Annotated in this window: 19 protein-coding genes and 1 pseudogene; 6 read left to right on the forward strand and 14 right to left on the reverse strand. The window is 41.8% G+C overall.

All coding sequences use genetic code 11. The features are described from left to right. From TY87_RS00540 to TY87_RS00550, 3 genes and pseudogenes are all read right to left on the reverse strand, one after another. Positions 1-984: a LacI family DNA-binding transcriptional regulator gene (locus TY87_RS00540; RefSeq protein WP_100185603.1), complete on the reverse strand. Its 984-nt coding sequence runs from the start codon at positions 982-984 to the stop codon at positions 1-3. 184 nt (positions 985-1168) lie between these two features. After that, positions 1169-1291, reverse strand: a pseudogene (locus tag TY87_RS22680) (IS5/IS1182 family transposase); the annotation flags it as partial. Between the two features lie 225 nt (positions 1292-1516). Further along, positions 1517-2470, reverse strand: a complete 954-nt coding sequence (locus TY87_RS00550; RefSeq protein WP_100185604.1) for a LysR substrate-binding domain-containing protein — start codon at positions 2468-2470, stop codon at positions 1517-1519. 130 nt (positions 2471-2600) lie between these two features. Here TY87_RS00550 and TY87_RS00555 point away from each other — a divergent pair, with 130 nt between their 5' ends. After that, positions 2601-2843, forward strand: a complete 243-nt coding sequence (locus TY87_RS00555) for a DUF1127 domain-containing protein (protein WP_100185605.1) — start codon at positions 2601-2603, stop codon at positions 2841-2843. Between the two features lie 134 nt (positions 2844-2977). Here the strand turns inward: TY87_RS00555 and TY87_RS00560 are convergent, their stop codons facing one another. The 3 genes from TY87_RS00560 to TY87_RS00570 form a co-directional block, all read right to left on the reverse strand. Continuing rightward, the gene (locus TY87_RS00560) at positions 2978-3481 is read right to left on the reverse strand and encodes a DinB family protein (protein WP_100185606.1); all 504 of its coding nucleotides are present in this window, start codon (positions 3479-3481) and stop codon (positions 2978-2980) included. Positions 3482-3946: 465 nt separating this feature from the next. Next, positions 3947-4600, reverse strand: coding sequence for a hypothetical protein (locus tag TY87_RS00565; RefSeq protein WP_100185607.1), 654 nt, complete (start codon positions 4598-4600; stop codon positions 3947-3949). A gap of 91 nt (positions 4601-4691) precedes the next feature. Then, the gene (locus TY87_RS00570) at positions 4692-5183 is read right to left on the reverse strand and encodes a hypothetical protein (RefSeq protein WP_232617027.1); all 492 of its coding nucleotides are present in this window, start codon (positions 5181-5183) and stop codon (positions 4692-4694) included. Between the two features lie 935 nt (positions 5184-6118). On the opposite strand from TY87_RS00570, the gene TY87_RS00575 reads away from it, so the two are divergent. After that, positions 6119-6583, forward strand: a complete 465-nt coding sequence (locus TY87_RS00575) for a hypothetical protein (RefSeq protein ID WP_100185609.1) — start codon at positions 6119-6121, stop codon at positions 6581-6583. Positions 6584-6917: 334 nt separating this feature from the next. On the opposite strand, the gene TY87_RS00580 is transcribed toward TY87_RS00575, so the two are convergent. The 8 genes from TY87_RS00580 to xdhA all read right to left on the reverse strand — a co-directional run bounded on the left by TY87_RS00580 (position 6918) and on the right by xdhA (position 14391). Then, on the reverse strand, positions 6918-7529 hold the full coding sequence (locus TY87_RS00580) for a transglycosylase domain-containing protein (protein ID WP_157789855.1): 612 nt from the start codon (positions 7527-7529) through the stop codon (positions 6918-6920). 74 nt (positions 7530-7603) lie between these two features. After that, positions 7604-8098 (reverse strand): hypothetical protein, encoded by a 495-nt coding sequence (locus TY87_RS00585; RefSeq protein ID WP_100185611.1) that lies wholly within the window; start codon positions 8096-8098, stop codon positions 7604-7606. 224 nt (positions 8099-8322) lie between these two features. Next, complete coding sequence (locus TY87_RS00590) at positions 8323-8622, reverse strand: type II toxin-antitoxin system RelE/ParE family toxin (protein ID WP_100185612.1); 300 nt, start codon at positions 8620-8622, stop codon at positions 8323-8325. Further along, complete coding sequence (locus TY87_RS00595) at positions 8623-8892, reverse strand: type II toxin-antitoxin system Phd/YefM family antitoxin (protein WP_100185613.1); 270 nt, start codon at positions 8890-8892, stop codon at positions 8623-8625. It abuts the gene before it with no gap. 184 nt (positions 8893-9076) lie between these two features. Beyond that, the gene (locus tag TY87_RS00600) at positions 9077-9310 is read right to left on the reverse strand and encodes a ribbon-helix-helix domain-containing protein (RefSeq protein ID WP_100185614.1); all 234 of its coding nucleotides are present in this window, start codon (positions 9308-9310) and stop codon (positions 9077-9079) included. A gap of 338 nt (positions 9311-9648) precedes the next feature. Further along, entirely contained in the window at positions 9649-10521 is an 873-nt protein-coding gene (gene xdhC / locus TY87_RS00605; protein ID WP_100185615.1) for a xanthine dehydrogenase accessory protein XdhC, read from the reverse strand. Then, the gene (xdhB, locus tag TY87_RS00610; protein WP_100185616.1) at positions 10518-12884 is read right to left on the reverse strand and encodes a xanthine dehydrogenase molybdopterin binding subunit; all 2367 of its coding nucleotides are present in this window, start codon (positions 12882-12884) and stop codon (positions 10518-10520) included. The genes xdhC and xdhB overlap by 4 nt, the downstream gene beginning before the upstream one ends. Next, a complete protein-coding gene (gene xdhA, locus TY87_RS00615; RefSeq protein ID WP_232617037.1) occupies positions 12877-14391 on the reverse strand; it encodes a xanthine dehydrogenase small subunit in 1515 nt (504 codons plus the stop codon). Before xdhA ends, xdhB begins: the two co-directional genes overlap by 8 nt. Before the next feature lie 300 nt (positions 14392-14691). Between xdhA and TY87_RS00620 the strand changes: the two genes are divergently transcribed. From TY87_RS00620 to TY87_RS00635, 4 genes are all read left to right on the forward strand, one after another. Beyond that, on the forward strand, positions 14692-14943 hold the full coding sequence (locus TY87_RS00620) for a type II toxin-antitoxin system Phd/YefM family antitoxin (protein ID WP_072840500.1): 252 nt from the start codon (positions 14692-14694) through the stop codon (positions 14941-14943). Beyond that, the gene (locus TY87_RS00625) at positions 14933-15220 is read left to right on the forward strand and encodes a type II toxin-antitoxin system RelE family toxin (RefSeq protein WP_100185618.1); all 288 of its coding nucleotides are present in this window, start codon (positions 14933-14935) and stop codon (positions 15218-15220) included. Before TY87_RS00620 ends, TY87_RS00625 begins: the two co-directional genes overlap by 11 nt. A gap of 181 nt (positions 15221-15401) precedes the next feature. Beyond that, entirely contained in the window at positions 15402-15890 is a 489-nt protein-coding gene (locus tag TY87_RS00630; protein ID WP_100185619.1) for a DUF2127 domain-containing protein, read from the forward strand. Positions 15891-16176: 286 nt separating this feature from the next. Beyond that, positions 16177-17172 carry an ABC transporter substrate-binding protein gene (locus tag TY87_RS00635; RefSeq protein ID WP_100185620.1) on the forward strand — a complete coding sequence of 332 codons (996 nt, stop codon included), beginning with the start codon at positions 16177-16179 and terminating at the stop codon, positions 17170-17172. Position 17173 lies beyond the last annotated feature (1 nt).

The following is a 17173-nucleotide window of genomic DNA, read 5'->3' on the forward strand; positions in this document are numbered from 1 at the left end:
TTATTTCCTTTTTAATTGAAGAGAACTTTCTCTTAGCACCAATCTAGGCAATAATAATTGCGCAGAATAATTTTCAGATTTTTTATTTTCTTTTATCAAATCGAGCATTTCTTGAAAACCAACGTGTGCAATTTCTTGCATCGGCTGAGAAACACTTGTTATTCCCAGTATCCTTGAAGTAAAAGTGTTATCAAAACCAACAACTACAAGATCTTTTGGAATAACAAATCCAAATTCCGTCAATATTTCAATTACTTTTTGCGCCACCATATCATTCATACAAAATAAAGCAGATATCTTTAAATTTTGATTCTCATCTATACAACTATTAATAAATCCTTTCAGAAAGGTACCTTCCACAGCATTGAATTGAAATTCTTCACTAATATTGATACCAAGTTCATTAAGCCTATTTATAAAACCAATATACTTCCCTTCCTGTTTAGAGATTGGACCTATATATCCAATCTTGTTATGACCAGAAGAAAAAAAGTGATCGGCCACTAAACGCCCTCCCTCAATATGATCAACACCAACGCTAGGAAGGCAGGGAGATGTTTGTGTTAGTAATACTGTTGGAAATGGAAGGTTTTTAATTGTTTGTAAATACTCCGGCGATGTTGAATGAGGAACTAAAAAAACACCGTCAACCCCATGACTTTTGCACTCAGCTAAAGCAATTTTCTCTTGGTGTAGATTATGACGGCTATTAAAAAAAAGAATACATCGTCCATTATGAAACGCCTCATTCTCTAGAACTCCTAATAATTCTGAAAAAAAAGGATTAGAGATATTGGGAAAAATAACACCAAAAATATTACTCTTCTTTTTAATTTTTTCCTTTTTTTCATAGTTTAGTTCTTGCATTGCATTTCTAACAACTGCAAGGGTTTCTACCGAAACTTTATTAGGTTCATTAATCGCTCTTGAAATGGTTGCAATTGAAAAACCAGTATGACGAGCAATAATTCGAACCGTGGACATAAAAATACCTTTTTTTATATTTAAAAGATTATAAAAACGCTTAGCTAAAATTGTATAGCCTGATTAGAAGCATAATGGTGAACAACTCAAAAAAATCAGTAAAATACTGAAAAAAAGCATGTAACAAAGCATCCTTGTTACATTTCTTTGCACTTCAACCTGCCCTTGATTTGAGCGATTATCGTAAACAGTCTTCCATAGCTGGATCACCCATGTTGTTCCAGTTCTGCATAAAGTGAATACGTAGCATCCTGGCGAGCCGTTATAAATGACGGCCATAGCCAGCTTTTGGATAAAAGGGTTCAATTTGCGAAGCTGCCGCCAAGGAATTAAATTAACTCACCCTTTCTTCCGAGAAAGAGCTCTTTTCGGGTCTTGCGGCATTTATTAGTAAATTCAGTGTCTGCGAAGGAGAGTTGGTTCATATCAGAAAGAAGGCTTCATAGGACTGAGTCAGCAAAACTATCTCATGCTGCTGACTTTATCGCATATTCCTTAGCAAGGATAAATTCTAGATAGCAATGAATTAAAACTACACTTTAACCTCTTCCATATCAGGGTTATTTTTCAAATACGCCTTCCAAGAGGAATCAATCACCTTCACCTCATCTTCAATCCAGCGCTTGAACGCCATCACTTTTTGGTACTTAAAATGCGGTGCTGGCGCTACAAGGTAAAAGTCATACTGCGACTTCATATAAATAGGCAGCGGAGAAATCAACTGCCCCTTCTCAATCAGCTCATACACCAAACCATAACGCATCATTGCCAAACCTTGTTGAGACAACAACGCCTCCACCAAGGAAGTCGAATCCGCCACATGCAAATGCGACTTCATCGGCATATCGTAAAGATCCAAAAACCGCTGCAACACAGGCCACACATGTCGGACATCCGGCCCAGTATCGGTAATAATCGGAATATTGATTAACTGCGCCTTAATTGGCTGGTCCAGATTAATCATCGAAGGATGGCAAACCAGCACCAAATGCTCCCTGAATAACAATTGCGATTTCAGCCCCGCATATTCACCTCGACCTAAACGAATACACAAATCCAAATCACTATCAGTAAAAGTCGATAAATCAATACTCGGACTTAGGCGAAGGTTAATCTCCGGCTCTTGCGATTGAAACCCACCCAAACGCGACACCAACCAACGACTCGAAAACGACGGCACCGAACTAATCACCAAGGTATTGGGATTCGGATCTTCCGTGATGCCTTTTACTCCTTCTTCTAATAAACCAAACGCTTTCTCAACGTATTCAAACAAATACTGGCCTTCCGACGTCAGCACCACTTGGCGAGTGTGTCGTTCAAACAACTCAACACTCAACGCCTGCTCCAAAGTTTTGATCTGCTGACTCACCGCCGCCTGCGTCACAAAAAGAGACTCCGCCGCCTTTTTAAAGCTCAACGTCTGCGCCGCATAACGAAACGCCTGCAAAGATTTCAGCGGCGGTAAAGCTCGATTAGAAGACATGGAAGGCACCTTTTATAAGTAAGATTTTCTTAACTATAAAACACTTTTTCTCGTTTGTCGCACCGCAATTAAAAGCCGATTATTTGAACATAAAGCAAACAAACTCATTAACAGAGAAAAGGATAGCACCATGAAAAACTGCACATCAGAAGAATTAAACAAGCTCGAAAGCAGCCAACTAGACATAACTTCTAACTGCAAAAACGCATTAGCTAAACTAAAAGCAAACACATGGAAACAACGCCTAGCCAAAATAGCTCACAACTGGCGTACAAGAAGCAGACTGAGCCAACTTAACGACGCTCAACTAAAAGACCTCGGACTAACCGCTGCGGATGTGGATCAGGAAGTGAGAAAGCCGGCTTGGAAGTGATTGTGGGGGGAGCAAGGGTGCTTGGTGCGGGTGCCCTTGTTGCAACTAACGTTGTTCTGTAAAAAAAGCTAATCACTCGATATGACTAGCTTCTAAAAGTGGCAGGCTTGATATTCCCCCACTTGATTAGTTTATTAGATGCTAGCCCCTGTTCTTCTTGAAGGCTCCGCTTGATGCAGATATCGCGTAAATGTATCTTTTGGACGTTCTAAACTATTTATAGCCAGCGTTCTAGATGCCATACCTCGGTGATTACTACCATGAGTTAGCAAATGGATCAGTATTTCTTCGACCGACAATTGCCCTGTATCGCCATCGACAAACTTAAATGAAACAACCCTTTTTAGTTCTTGCTCAGATGCTGATTCGACATATTGAACTAGCCAAAAATCATTTTGATTCATGGTTTCACGTAGCTCCGATAACGTTGGAGTCTCCACTGTATTATCACCAATGTATTTTTCAGGTTCTCCTAAAATTCGGCTTATAAAGAGACTATCAACAACCGCTGTATGATTTAAGATTCTGATGAAAAATGTACCATCACTTTCTGGAAGTTTTGAAAACTGCTTTTCTCCTAGATCAAGCAATTCATTATTTGCCCACTTTTTGTATTGAAACGCCTTAGCAAACTGCATTTTTTCTCCATTTACATTATTTGGGATCTGCTAAAATTGACCAGCACTTAACAATTAAAGGTTATACGGTGGCTTAGGAAAGGCTATATAGGGGATTTACTCTTTTCATTATCTGACTTCCCTGTTCGCTTGCGATGTGGTTTTGCACGTATTACTGTCACTTTATGACTTTATGGTTGCCGACACCTTCAATACGTTATTTTAACTTTTTTTAAATCTATTTTTTAACTCAATTGACAACCTTATCCCTCTCCAATTCATAATTTTCTTGTCGGTAGTACAATCGGCTTTATTAAACAGCCAATCCCTTCATATAACTTACGCTTAAAGATGGGTGGTCTATTAGTAGTCTGAGTTCGAGCCCTTTATGCACGAAACTAATAACCATTGAGGTATTGTAACTCTTATAGTTACGAATCTAAGATTGATTTCTAACAATAAGCATCAAGTGCGCCGATTTTGGCGCTACTCGGTTGCTCTTGTTAATGCTTCTTCGCGCTGAAGCCATGTTAAATAACGTTTCAATTCCAAAAGCTTAACCTTCCTGCTTCGCACTGAACCGAGAATGGATATCCCAATAAGTAGAGTAATGGCTGAAACAAAAAGGACTAGTAGTGTGTAAGAAGTGTCCCACTTTCCTATTAAGTTAACTGTTAATGTTATAACTACTGACAATCCTGTTGTTATAAAAATACTTGTCTTAAGCACATCAGTAACTTCTGTATCTAAATCTGTCTCTATGTGCGCCAGCGCATCAGAAATAGAAATTCCATGCGATATATTATCTCTTATTACTTCGTCACGAAATATTAGGTAACGTAGATACTGTCGCTCTTGTTTGTAATACTCAAGTCTGGAAGCGTACTGTTCTTCGTAGTGTCGATATGCACGTTTAATGCTTTTCCACAACCAGAACACCCATAATCCAATAAGCAAAAAATCTATATATATATAAAAATTTCTGTTCCTAAAAGCGTGCACAATTAGAAACACCAGCAACAAAGTTGAATAGGTGAGTAAACCTATGTTCGTACGCCCATCAGGGCGATAGCCATCACGTAGAACACGCCAAAAGCTTGCTCTTTTATACATTCCCCAAAAGAATAAAAAACTATCCATACATTTCCTTTTGACCTATAAGGCAGCAGCACACGCGACTTTATAGTGGAGCAAAGCCGAAATGTAAAAGCCGTCGCGGTGTCTAGCCTTGTTATGTAAAGCTCTCAACATACTCTTTAAGATCCTTATGGATGAGCCTCAAATAGTCATCCCAAACAGCTTTAGCAGAGTTTCTTTCTATTGAGCGCAACGTGTTTACTGACTGAGCAGCAAATTTTGCAAAGTTAGCCTCTGCGGTTCGATCTTCCCATAGCCTAAGACGATGTTCTAATTCATCTAGATCCTCTTTGCTTGGCATGCCTTTTCTCGTAGGGTCTTTAAGCATTGTGTCCACAACCTGGTAAATTGCTGCCACTCTTGCTTGCTCAATGCCGATACGATCAAGCCGGCCTGACAAGTAGGTATATACATTTTGTTCTGCAATTACAATTGCAAGAAGAATTGTTGGAATTGCTACGATCACAGCATCAGAAATCCCCCAACTACGAGACCAATTAAAGTAGACAAAAGCAGGAAAACCAACAACTATTAGCGCAACAACTATTCTAGTTGTATAAACGTGTGCTTTAAGATTTTCAGACATTATCTCTGAAGATGTTCTGCAGCCTTTACGACGCCATCTCGATAATATTTCCGAGATTGACAGGATTGTGAGTGACACCAGAAAATAGTATAGCAACACTGTTTCTGAGTACTGTATAAACTCTATGAGAGCATCCGGCAACTCAAAGATATGGCTCCCAATATATAGGACCAAGACAACTAAATAGATTACAGCAAAAAGTAATTTCATCGGCTACTCATACATAATATTTTAATAGTTCGCATGCTCATTCACACATTTAAAAAATCATCAAACCACTTAAGCGATTAATGTAATTATCCATAAACAAAGCAAAAACTGGAAAAATAAGCGCATGCGTTTAAATATTTATTCACTGATCGCTATCTATATGTCGTGAATTCTTATCTATTGATAATAAAGGGGTTATTTATTTTTCACCAGAAAAATGAGCTTAATAAAAATAAACTGTACATGCACACAGCTTACGCTGTAATTTCTTTTCGTATTTTTTCATCCTAAATTTTATTCTGCATACACAAAAAACTGCGTTTTCGCGACAGCTTACGCTTCGCTCATCTTGACATACGGAATGCGATGGTGGTTTTGCACGTATTACTGTTACGCTGTCTTTAATTTGCGCTATGTGTCTTTTTACTTCGACTTCACCCAATTGACAAGCCAAAAAAGCTCATAACTGGCGTACTAGAAGCAGATTGAGCCGTCTAGACGACGCTCAACTGAAAAGACATCGGCCTAACCGCGGCCGACGTGGAACACGAAGTGAGAAAGCCAGTTTGGAAGTAATTTTAGGACAAGACAGGGAAATATGTTTTTATTTATATTGCTGACCTTAATCGACCTAGCAGAAAGATAGCATCCATCTTATTTGTGTAACGATAGCAAACTATGGAAAATTAATTTAATGTCAATGTATTATTTTTTCAGAGGCAGCTATGGCTAGAAACGTTCCAACAGATCTGCAGATTTTACAGACAATTTATAATTTTTATTACGATGAGTTTTGTTCCTATGATCAAGATAAATCTATCCGCGATTCAAAAATCTTCGTCCCTATTGATTGCCAGAAAATAGCACAAAAACTAGGAACAAACGGAGATATTGTTTTCGGGCGACTCTACTATCACTTAGCAAATAAGTACAAATATACCGATCATGATAATGGCACAGCACCAATAGTAAGACTGTTTGAGTTTAAAGTAGGAAAAGACGTAAAGTGTGTTCATTTTCCTTTTATGGCATCCATATTAGCAGACCTTAAAATTCAAGACCGCAGATTTAAACTCACTCTAGCTGCATCAGTTACAGCGTTATGCATTTCCATCGCGTCATTATTTTTCACGGGGTTTGAGATGATATCTTCAAATGTGATAGAAGCATCAGTAGAATTAAAAAAATGACATTACACCGAGGTAAGTGGCAGTTCCGTGAAAGGAATGTCAATTTGTTCAATCTCCTAAAGTTGTACTTTCAAACCACTGAACTGTATTTCACATTACCCAACTCATTGTTGGTTTTTTCCAAGTAAATCTACTACCCTTTTTTTCACTTCTGTTTTGTTTAGATCACTTAGATATTTTTTCCTGCAATGGAGACAAAGTTTTATCAGGGAGCAAAGTGAACACCAAGAACGAGGTCAAACGATAGTGTCGAGCGGTGGTGTTTGGTTCGAATTTAGGGTCAGATGAAAAAAACGCTATTTTTCATCTGACCCTAAATTCCCTTGTTGCAGGATTATGGTTTTCTTAGTGATTGATTGTTTTGACTGCAATGCCTCAAGTCTTCGGTATGAAGCGCCCGCAGCCTTGATTTGTTAGCTGACAGTTGACATCTTTTCGTAATATAGGATATACGCCGATTAGACTTCTCTTCCCATATTTCTACATTAGCCAAAGGTTTTGGATACTTTAATCTAGCCACTATTGAGATCACTTGGCTCTCAGATGCAAGCTTAAGATCGTTACCTACTAGGTTAGAAATACCAAAAGTTCCTTCACAATTATGACCATAGTAAGCAATAGCTAAATACGCTTTTGCTATATCAATTTTGTTTCTTTTTTTTGAAAGTAGAACCGCCAATAGTTGTTCTTTAAACTTTCTTTGAAGAGAGTACGAATAGTCTCCTGTCACAACACGAACGAACTGCTGTTCGACAGTACTAGCACCTTGGATTTCGGAGCTAAAGAACCTCTTAAAAAGAGCTCTAATGATACCAATTTGATCAATTCCATAATGAAAGTATGACCTATGATCTTCTGCTACCACAAGATAATAAGTATAAAAGCCCGGTATTTCAGAGTGTTGTTGATCTACTACTTGAATGCATTTGTCTAATTTTTCTTTCAACTGAAAAACGTTAAAGAATAATAAGAAGCCCCCTATAAAATTTATCGGAATAGTTATTATGAAATAAATAGCCCTCAAAAAGGTTCCCTTTGGCAAGTAACTGTACCGTCTTGATTTGCAACCATTGAATTAAATGCACCGATCATTTCTGATTCAGATTTTACTAATAGATCGTAGAAATTCGTAGATTCTCGGCCATGACCATTTTCTACTGAATGTAGATAGACTTTATCTTTTCCAAGATATTTTCTTTCAATATACCCTTCGACATTCGCTCTAGTCCTATTCTTTCCTACAAAGTTTCGCTTACCTGTAGAAGAGTCCTCGTAAATTTTTTCAGCACTTCCCTTTAGAACATTTCCCTCTCGCCAGATCATTATTACGTATCTCAAAACCATGCCCTTAAAGGGATTGTACGCGGTATTTACTGTAACCATTTCAATGTACCAGCGACCTGTAATTTCAGGTACAGGAAATAGTTTTTCTCTAGCAACAAAAAAAAGAAGTGTTAAACAAATACCACCAACTAATGTGGCGATTATATCTGCCCAAAAACTATCAAAACTCATTGAAAACCCTTCTCGAAATTTAACAACAAACTATTTTTGATAAACAGCAACTCATTGTTTTTTTTCGTGCTGTTTTTTTTATTTATTGATCTTAGTGAGGTTTTTCATTCTCTGCCAGTCTAAACGTGTAATTTAAATTATTTAGATGGACCAAACGAGCAAAGCGAACACAAAGAGCGAGGTCAAACGGCAATGTTGGATATTAACGTCCGAGGGTTGTTTGTTTATGTTTCATTCTCTGATAATTCGAGCTGTCTTTCACTTCGCCAGACTCGTATTAGCACAATCTCTTTAGCTTGTCTGAGGTAGACAACCCGAAATGGTACATGAATCAATTCGCGAATATGGTCTAGGTTGAATTCAGGAACAACTCGACCAGCATCAGGGGGAATTTGAAGCATTCCGCAATGCTTCAAGATAGCAGCGACAAAGTCCTCACCGATATGCGGCACTTCTTGCTCTCGGTAATACTCCTGAATAGCCTGTAAATCTTCAAGAGCAGACTGTGCGATGCGTAATTCCATTTACTTGATACCCAAGGTTTTCTTGGCATCCTCCAACGATACAGAGTTGCCTTCGCGAACATCCATCAGTCCCTGCGCCACCGCTTTTACAAACTGCAGTTCCTCTGCGGTTTTCTCATAATCTTCAAGCCCCTGAACAACCGCTACGCCGCGGCCGCGACTGGTAAGCAAAATTGGGCGATGCGTTTCCTGTGTTCGACCAACTACCTTTCCGGGATTGATCTTAAGGTCTGATAGAGGAATAACATCCTCGGAAAATTTAATCTGCATAGTGACTTCCTAGCGAGCAATCAAGTGCTATTAATAGCACCCGTTAACAGGTGCGGTCAAGGAGCATAATGTTTGCTGAAGTCAGGGTCAAAGCCCTTTTCCATGAAGGCTTGTTGTTTCTGATAGTACGTTGGAGGAAAAGGGGCTCGACACTTTGGGTTATTGAAGCACTTTGATACAGATTTTATATTTTGCCATCAATTTTTAATTCACTCAGAAAGTCTTCATAAGACATTTCTGGCTCATCTGAACGCTCTGATATGGCTATAAGGTCTTCTTGATCTTCTCTCATCAGCAAGCGTACCGCTTCATCAATTAGTTCTGAAATAGAGACATCCGATGATGCCGCTCGCATTTTTAGCGCTTTGAGGGTATCTGGTTCAAAATAAACGGTTGAACGCTTTGATAAATTACTCATGTTATGCCTCGACGATTCCTTTGTAGCCTTTACATTGTAGCGTTATAACGTAAAAGCACCAAAGTAATAACCCCTCCCTCGCCCTCCCCTTGGAAGACATAAGGGGAGGGAAAAATTACGTTGTCGGGCTAAAGCCGCGACCTACAAAAAAAGTTAAATCAACAACTTACAAGGTTGATGCGGAGCAAGGCCAACGCCAAGAACGAGGTCAAAAGACTTTAACCACCGCTAAACAAGCTAGAATTGAAAAATGACATTCCTACGAGGTAGGCGGTAGTTTCGAGGAAGGAATGTCATTTGTTTCAATTCAACCCCAAAAGCTCATTTTAATCTGCTAACTAAACCACTGAGCTCTCTTTCACGTCACTTAAGGCGTTGTTGATTTCTTTCCAAGTCAGTCCACTGCCCTTTTTCGTGGGTGTTTTTGTTTGGGTGACTTGGATGATTTGCCCTGCGATGGAGATGGCGATTTCGAAGGGCTTTTTGCCTGCGATTTCGTTTAGTCCCACTGGGCAATGTACTGAGTCGATTTCTGCTTGGCTGAAGGAAGCGCTGACTAGGCGTTTTTTGAAACGAAGGGCTTTGGTTTTCGAGCCGATTAGGCCGATGAATCGGCAGTCTTTTCGATCCAATAACGCTTCCACTAGCTGATAGTCCAAGGCGTGGTCGTGGGTCATGACTAAGGCGATTTCGTTATGGCTCATGTGGTCGATGTGTTCCAACATGGATTCATACAAAAACGGTGTGACGTTGCTCGGAAGACCTTTAATATTGTGGTCTTGAGCTAGGTTCTCACGGCTGTCGACCCATGAAATTTTCGCCTGCATGTTGCCCAAGACATTGACCAAGGTGGTCGCTACGTGTCCCATACCAAAGATGGTGATTTTGTTGGCGGGCTCTGGGAAATATTCCAGCAGCACGCTAACCGTGCCACCGCAACATTGGTTGGTTTTAGCGGCGAGGGGAAAGTTTTCCAGCAGATGAGAAGGCGAAGACGCATCTTGCAACATGGCGCGGGCTTTTTGGCAGACAGCGTATTCCAGCTGTCCGCCGCCGATGGTGTCGAAGCTGTGTTCCTCAGTAATGATCATCTTGCTCGATGATTCCCGAGGCGCAGAACCTTGGGTGCCAATCACGGTGGCGATCACCCAAGCCTGCCCTGCTTTTTCTACTTCCTGTAAAGCATGAACCCAACTCATGGAAGACATCATAGGCTGGCTTCCTTCGCTACTTCTCCATTCATTCCCGCTTTGTGATTTTGCGCCGCTTGCATGGCGTAATATACCGCTTCTGGTGTCGCTGGCACGGCCAATGGTGGCGAGAATTTATGGTCAGCAACCGAAGCGCAGGCGTCTTTTAACGCGCACCAAACGGAAATCCCCAACATCAGTGGCGGTTCACCCACGGCTTTTGAGCGATACACCGATTCTTCACTGTTGGCACGATCAAAGAGTTTGACGGTGAATTTTTCGGGAATGTCCGCCGAGGTTGGAATCTTGTAATTCGCTGGGCTGTTGGTGGTGATGCGGCCTTTATCATCCCAGCTGAGTTCTTCTGAGGTGAGCCAGCCCATGCCTTGCACAAACGCGCCTTCGATTTGTCCGATGTCGATGTCCGCGTTAATTGAATCCCCCACGTCGTGAAGGATATCCACTTGAGTGACTTTGTATTCGCCGGTAAAGGTATCGACGATCACTTCTGCCACTGCGGCGCCATTGGCGTAATACAAGAAGGGTCGACCTTTGGCCGCTTTGCGGTCGTAACCGATTTTTGGTGTTTTATAAAACCCAGTAGACGACAAAGACACGCGGTTCATGTACGCCAGTTTGATGAATTCAGGAAAGCTCATTGTCTCGCTGCCTAGAATCACTTGATCGTCTTCAATAGCGAAGGCATCCGCTGCGATACCAAAATGCTCCATGGCGAATTCTTGCAAGCGACCTTTGATCGTCATCGCGGCATCCAATGCCGCCATACCGTTCAAATCTGTTCCTGCTGATGCCGCGGTTGGCGACGCGTTTGGCACTTTGTCGGTACGAGTAGAGCCAACGTTGACACGCTGGTAATCAATGCCAAAGGCTTTGGCAACAATCTGCGCCACCTTGGTATAAAGTCCCTGCCCCATTTCCGTTCCGCCGTGGCTCACATGCACGCTGCCGTCAGTGTAAACATGCAGCAAAGCGCCACCTTGGTTTAAGTGTTTCGAGGTAAAGGAAATGCCGAATTTTACTGGCGTGAGTGCTAGACCTTTTTTCAAGAAAGGGTTCTGCTTGTTGAAGGCCTTAATCGCCTCACGGCGAGTACGATAATCTGAGCTTGTTTCCAATTCTTCGATAAGCGTCAGTAACACATCGTCGTCTACTTTTTGTCCATACGGCGTGGTGTCTTTATTCGCTTGATAGCAATTGAGTTTGCGAATATCCAACGAGTCTTTGCCTACCGCGCAGGCGATTTCCTCGATGACATTTTCTGCCAGCAAAACACCTTTGGGTCCGCCAAAGCCTCGGAAAGCGGTATTAGAAACCGTGTGAGTTTTACCGCGATAACCGCTGATACGAGCGTTCGGCAAGAAATAAGCATTGTCCGCGTGGAACATAGCGCGATCGACAACGCCGTCCGACAAATCTGCCGTACAACCACATTTGCCCACCATGTCGTATTCTGCCGCGAGGATTTCACCCGCATCAGAAAATCCCACTTCGTAGCTATTCCAGAAATCATGACGTTTACCGGTTTGCACCATGTCGTCTTGGCGTGGCATGCGATATTTCACCGGACAACGGTTACGTACGGCGAGCACTGCCGCCATACAACCAAGCACTGCCGCTTGAGATTCTTTACCGCCAAAGCCGCCGCCCATACGTCGCACTTCGACAAGAACATGCGCCACTGGCAAACCCAGAACACGCGCCACCAGCTTTTGCACTTCGGCAGGATGCTGAGACGAAGCAAATACTTGAACGCCACCATCTTCATTGGGAACGGCGACACTTATTTGCCCTTCTAAATAAAAATGCTCTTGGCCTTTGATGTACATATCCGATTTAAGCTTATTAGGCGCGCTTTCCAGTGCGCCTTTGGCATCGCCACAGCTAATGGTATGAGTTGGTAAAACAAATTCTTGGCGCTCTAGCGATTGACGAGGATGCAAGGTCGCTTCTCGCGGTTTATAGACAACCTCCGCCAGCGCAGCCGCTTGTTTCGCAGCGCGTAAACTAGTTGCAGCGACAGCAAAAATCGATTGCCCAATGAAATGCACAAAGTCGCCAGCGAGTAGTAAATCGCCGCTCAGCACAGGCGACACATCGACCTCACCAGGAATATCGGACTGTACAATCACATCGACCACGCCAGGATAAGCGCGAACTTTATCCAAATTGATCGACACAATATCCGCGTGAGCTTCGGTCGATAAACCGGTCGCCACATGCAGTTCATTTGGCCATTCTGGCATATCGTCAATGTAAACCGCTTGGCCTGTCACGTGTTTAATAGCCGATTCATGAACAGGTAAAAGTCTATTATTAGCGCCGTTTTTTGTGCCTAAAGTGAAATCTTGTGGAAGTTTACGCATGAGTGCTTGCCTCCGAACCAGTCGATAAAATTGAGTCAGTGACAGCGTGACCAGAGAAAGTCACCACGTTGGTGCCATTCAGTTCCAGCCACGCTTTGCGGATCAGATTACTCGCCATGTCCAAACGATATTTCGCGCTGGCTCGCATGTCGCTCAATGGTGTTAATTCACTGCGTAATGCTTCGATGGCTTGGTTTATCGCTTGTTCGTCATTGATCAGTTTACCTGTCAACGCGGTTTCGGCTTTCAGTCCACGAATCGGCGTGGCCGCCATGCCGCCAAATGCCAAACGCACATCGGTTAACGTGCCGTTATCGACTTCGAAGCGAACTGCCAACATGACGCTGGAAATATCGTCTTCCATGCGTTTCGATACTTTATAAAAACGATGAAATTGAGCGAGCTTATCGAGAGACACATCAAAGGACGCGATCATCTCATCTTTCGCTAGTTGTGTTTGTTTATAACCTTGGTAAAAGTCCGCGATATTCACCACTCTTGTGCTGCCGTCGTTTTTCAACAATTGAATGTCTGCATCAAACGCCAATAATAAAGGCGGTAAATCAGCAATTGGTGAGGCGTTCGCGACGTTGCCGCCAATCGTGCCACGGTTACGAATTTGTCGAGACGCGATGCGGCTTAGCAAGGAATTAATATGCGGATAAAGCGTCTTACTGAAATCTTCCAATTCGCTGTAAGTCACCGACGCGCCGATGGTCAATGACGTTTCACCAATGTGTAAATGTTTAAGCTCAGTCACACGAGACACATCAATCAAGGTATTAAAGTCACGATAGCGCTGAGTATTCTCTAGCATCAAATCGGTTCCACCCGCGATCAAGACAGCTTCTGGATTCGAGGTTAATGCGTGAGCGAGTTGATCTAAATCTGTGGGTTGCAAATAGTTGCTGCTGTCATGTGGTTCTGTTTGTAGGCTTTTAAGCTGAGTTTTGATACTGTCATTTTTACTCATCAGCTCGACATAAGGTGTTTCATTAGAGCCTTCAATCATCGGCTCTTTAACCATGGACTCTTTAAACATGGACAAGCCCGCATCAATGATCGGGCGATAGCCAGTGCAACGACATAAGTTGCCAGAGATCGCATCGCAAACCGCTTCACGGTCAATTGGTTGTTCGTTGCTCTGTGTGTTTTCATAAAGCCCAGCTAAGGACAAAACAAAACCTGGCGTACAAAAACCACACTGAGAGCCATGAGATTCCACCATTGCTTGCTGCGCTGGGTGCAATTCACCCGTCTTAGACAAATACTCAACCGAGACAACATGCTTGCCAGTCAAAGACTGCATCGGCGTAATGCACGAATTCAACGTCGAATACGTCAGCTTACCGTCTTCCAACGCACCAACAAGAAGCGTACACGCACCGCAATCGCCAGATGCACAGCCTTCTTTTGTACCCGTTAATCCACGCTTTTCTCTTAGGTAACGCAAAGCGGTAAAGTCGCTAGGGAGCGTGTTATCTTCGATGAGCTCATCGTTTAGCATAAATTTCAAAGCGCTCTCCTTATTTAAAATAGTGTCTATGATGGTGGTTATGATTGTAGTTGAAATGCAAAAAGCTGACCAATCGTACAAAGTTTTAATTAAAAACTAATAATACAGGCGGAACAAGCGCCGTGACGCTTTTTATAAGCATTCTTTTAATAATGCACCTTCTTTCTAGACTAGCACTCAAAGCACTCTCTGCTAAAGAAGCTAGAAAGGATTGAAGCACAAAAAAATGTAGCTCCTCACAAAAAAAAGATCTAAAATATGACCTAAATTTAGTGCTTATTTGAGGTTCCCATGAGACAAGTATTAGCGAATTACACCGCCAGCATTTCTGAGCTAAAGAAAAACCCAACGGCTTTACTTAACGAATCTGGTGGCTCTGCTATTGCTATTTTAAACCATAATAAGCCAGCTGCTTACCTCGTCCCAGCTGAAGCCTATGAGCTTTTGATGGAGATGGTAGATGATATTGAACTGGCAAAACTTGTCGAAAACCGTCGTGCTGATTTATCAAAAGCGGTCGAAGTTAGTCTAGATGACTTATAAACTAAAATTCCTCCCTGCTGCACTAAAAGAGTGGCGCAAATTAGCACCACAAATTCAAACACAATTTAAAAAGAAGCTAGCGGAGCGACTAGAAAACCCGCATGTCCCTGCTTCAAAGCTACGCGGTTATGATTGCGTCTACAAAATAAAACTAAGAACCTCAGGCTATCGCCTAGCTTATGAAGTCATAGACGATGAAGTCGTCGTTTATGTGCTGGCAATTGGAAAACGAGACAAAGACGCAGTTTATAAAAAACTCGCCTCTCGGATTGATTGATTGATTGATTGATTGATTGATTTTAATTCTCTCGCAAAAAAAGCCTAGACAAGCAAGCTAGACAACACTTTTCAAGTTACCGTAAATATTATTTATTTTTCAACAATCTATTGGCTTTATACTGGTATAACTAAGCATGCACTTGTTATACACATACTATTTGGCTTATTAAGAGGTCGAGATGACACCATCCAAAAATGGGCTGAAAGCCATCGCATTTATAGAGGCGCTAAAAGGCTTAATGTCTCTTATCGTAGGATTAGGAATCCATGTCTTAGCTGGCGAGAATTTACAAAAAATAGCTGAATCCATCGTCTCTCACGCTCATCTAAATCCCGCAAGCCATTTTCCAAGTATTTTCCTCCATGCTGCGAGTTCAATAACAGACAGCAATATGAGCCTGATTGCTTTGGGTGCCCTAGCTTATTCTCTGGTTCGATTCGTTGAAGCCTATGGTTTATGGAAAGCGTTTGTTTGGACTGAATGGTTTGCCTTGGTAAGTGGGGCAATCTATTTACCATTTGAGATCTATGAAATCATTTTTCATACACACATTTTGACTGTCTGCGTATTTTTGCTAAATGTCGTAGTGGTTTGCTACATGGCGAGTGTGCTTTACAGTAAACGAAAAAAAGACACAGAATTGCTACCACCCAGTAAAACCTCATAGAACTAGATTTGATATCTACCCTCCATTTCCAAGCAAATCATATTTACTTCCCCGTCTACTGTTACACCCAATATTACTTTTTTAATGCACCATTTTGTTTCACTCTCTCTACTTAGAACCTTACAAGCCTTATCACTCAAGGCCTTATATTTTTTATTTTTACAATAAATTCAATCACTTAAATAAAAATCCACACCTCCATGAAAAAATGGAACAAATGTTGCTAACTTATACCTATGTGAAACAAGCGGGTCTTTAGTCCCTATTAATTGTATGGAGCATGTTTATGAAAGCGGCAAAAAAAACAGCAATCCGATTGACTCTTTTAGCCAGTCTCATCTCAAGTACTTCTGTCATGGCGGCAGATCAAGTGACGTTTCAATTAGATTGGCTACCAGGCGGTGATAAAGCGCCTGTTTATGTGGGTATTCAACAAGGTTTCTTTGCTGATGAAGACTTGGAAGTCAAGATTGCCAGCGGTCGTGGTTCTACCGATGCGTTGACTAAGATGGCAACGGGCCAATCTGATATTGGTAGTTCCGATATTGGTGCTTTGATGGCAGCGAAAGCACAAGCCGATGTACCTGTAGTCGCTGTCTTCCCATACTTCACACAAGCTCCTCATGCGTTCTTTGTGCTGAAAAGCAGCGGTATTAAATCCATTAAAGATTTGAAAGGCAAAAAGGTCGCGACTTCGCCTTTCACTTCATCAAATGCTTTCTTGCCTTTGGTATTGAAACAAAATGGTTTGAGCGAAAACGATATTAAATTAGTGAAATCGGATCCAGGTGCCTTGGCTCCCATGATGATTACCGGCAGTACAGATGCCATTATTGCTTGGGTTACCAACACGGCACTTTATGATGCACAAGCAAAAGGTGCAGGCAAAGAGTTGATCGAAATGCCATGGTCTAATTCTGGTTTGTCACTTTATAGTTCATCAGTTTTAGCCTCTGAACGCTTTTTAGAAGAACGTCCTGATGTCGCCAAACGCTTTATCAAAGCCTTTGCCAAATCCATCGAGTTTACTTACGCCAATCCAGACCAAGCGGGTATCGACCTGCACAAAATGGTGCCTGAAGTGGATGCCAGTATTGTCTCTGCACAAATTAAGAGCATTTATAGTTTGGTGTATAACGATGTCACCACAAAAGATGGCTTCGGTAATTTCACCGACGAACGCATTCAAAAAACATGGGAATACGTGGCGGAAGCAAATGGTTTAAAAATGGATGCTATCGATCCAAAAACCGCAGTAAACAGCAGCTTTAAACCGGAGTAAC

Origin of the sequence: Marinomonas sp. BSi20584 (assembly GCF_002792415.1) — a bacterium.
Taxonomy (GTDB): domain Bacteria; phylum Pseudomonadota; class Gammaproteobacteria; order Pseudomonadales; family Marinomonadaceae; genus Marinomonas; species Marinomonas polaris.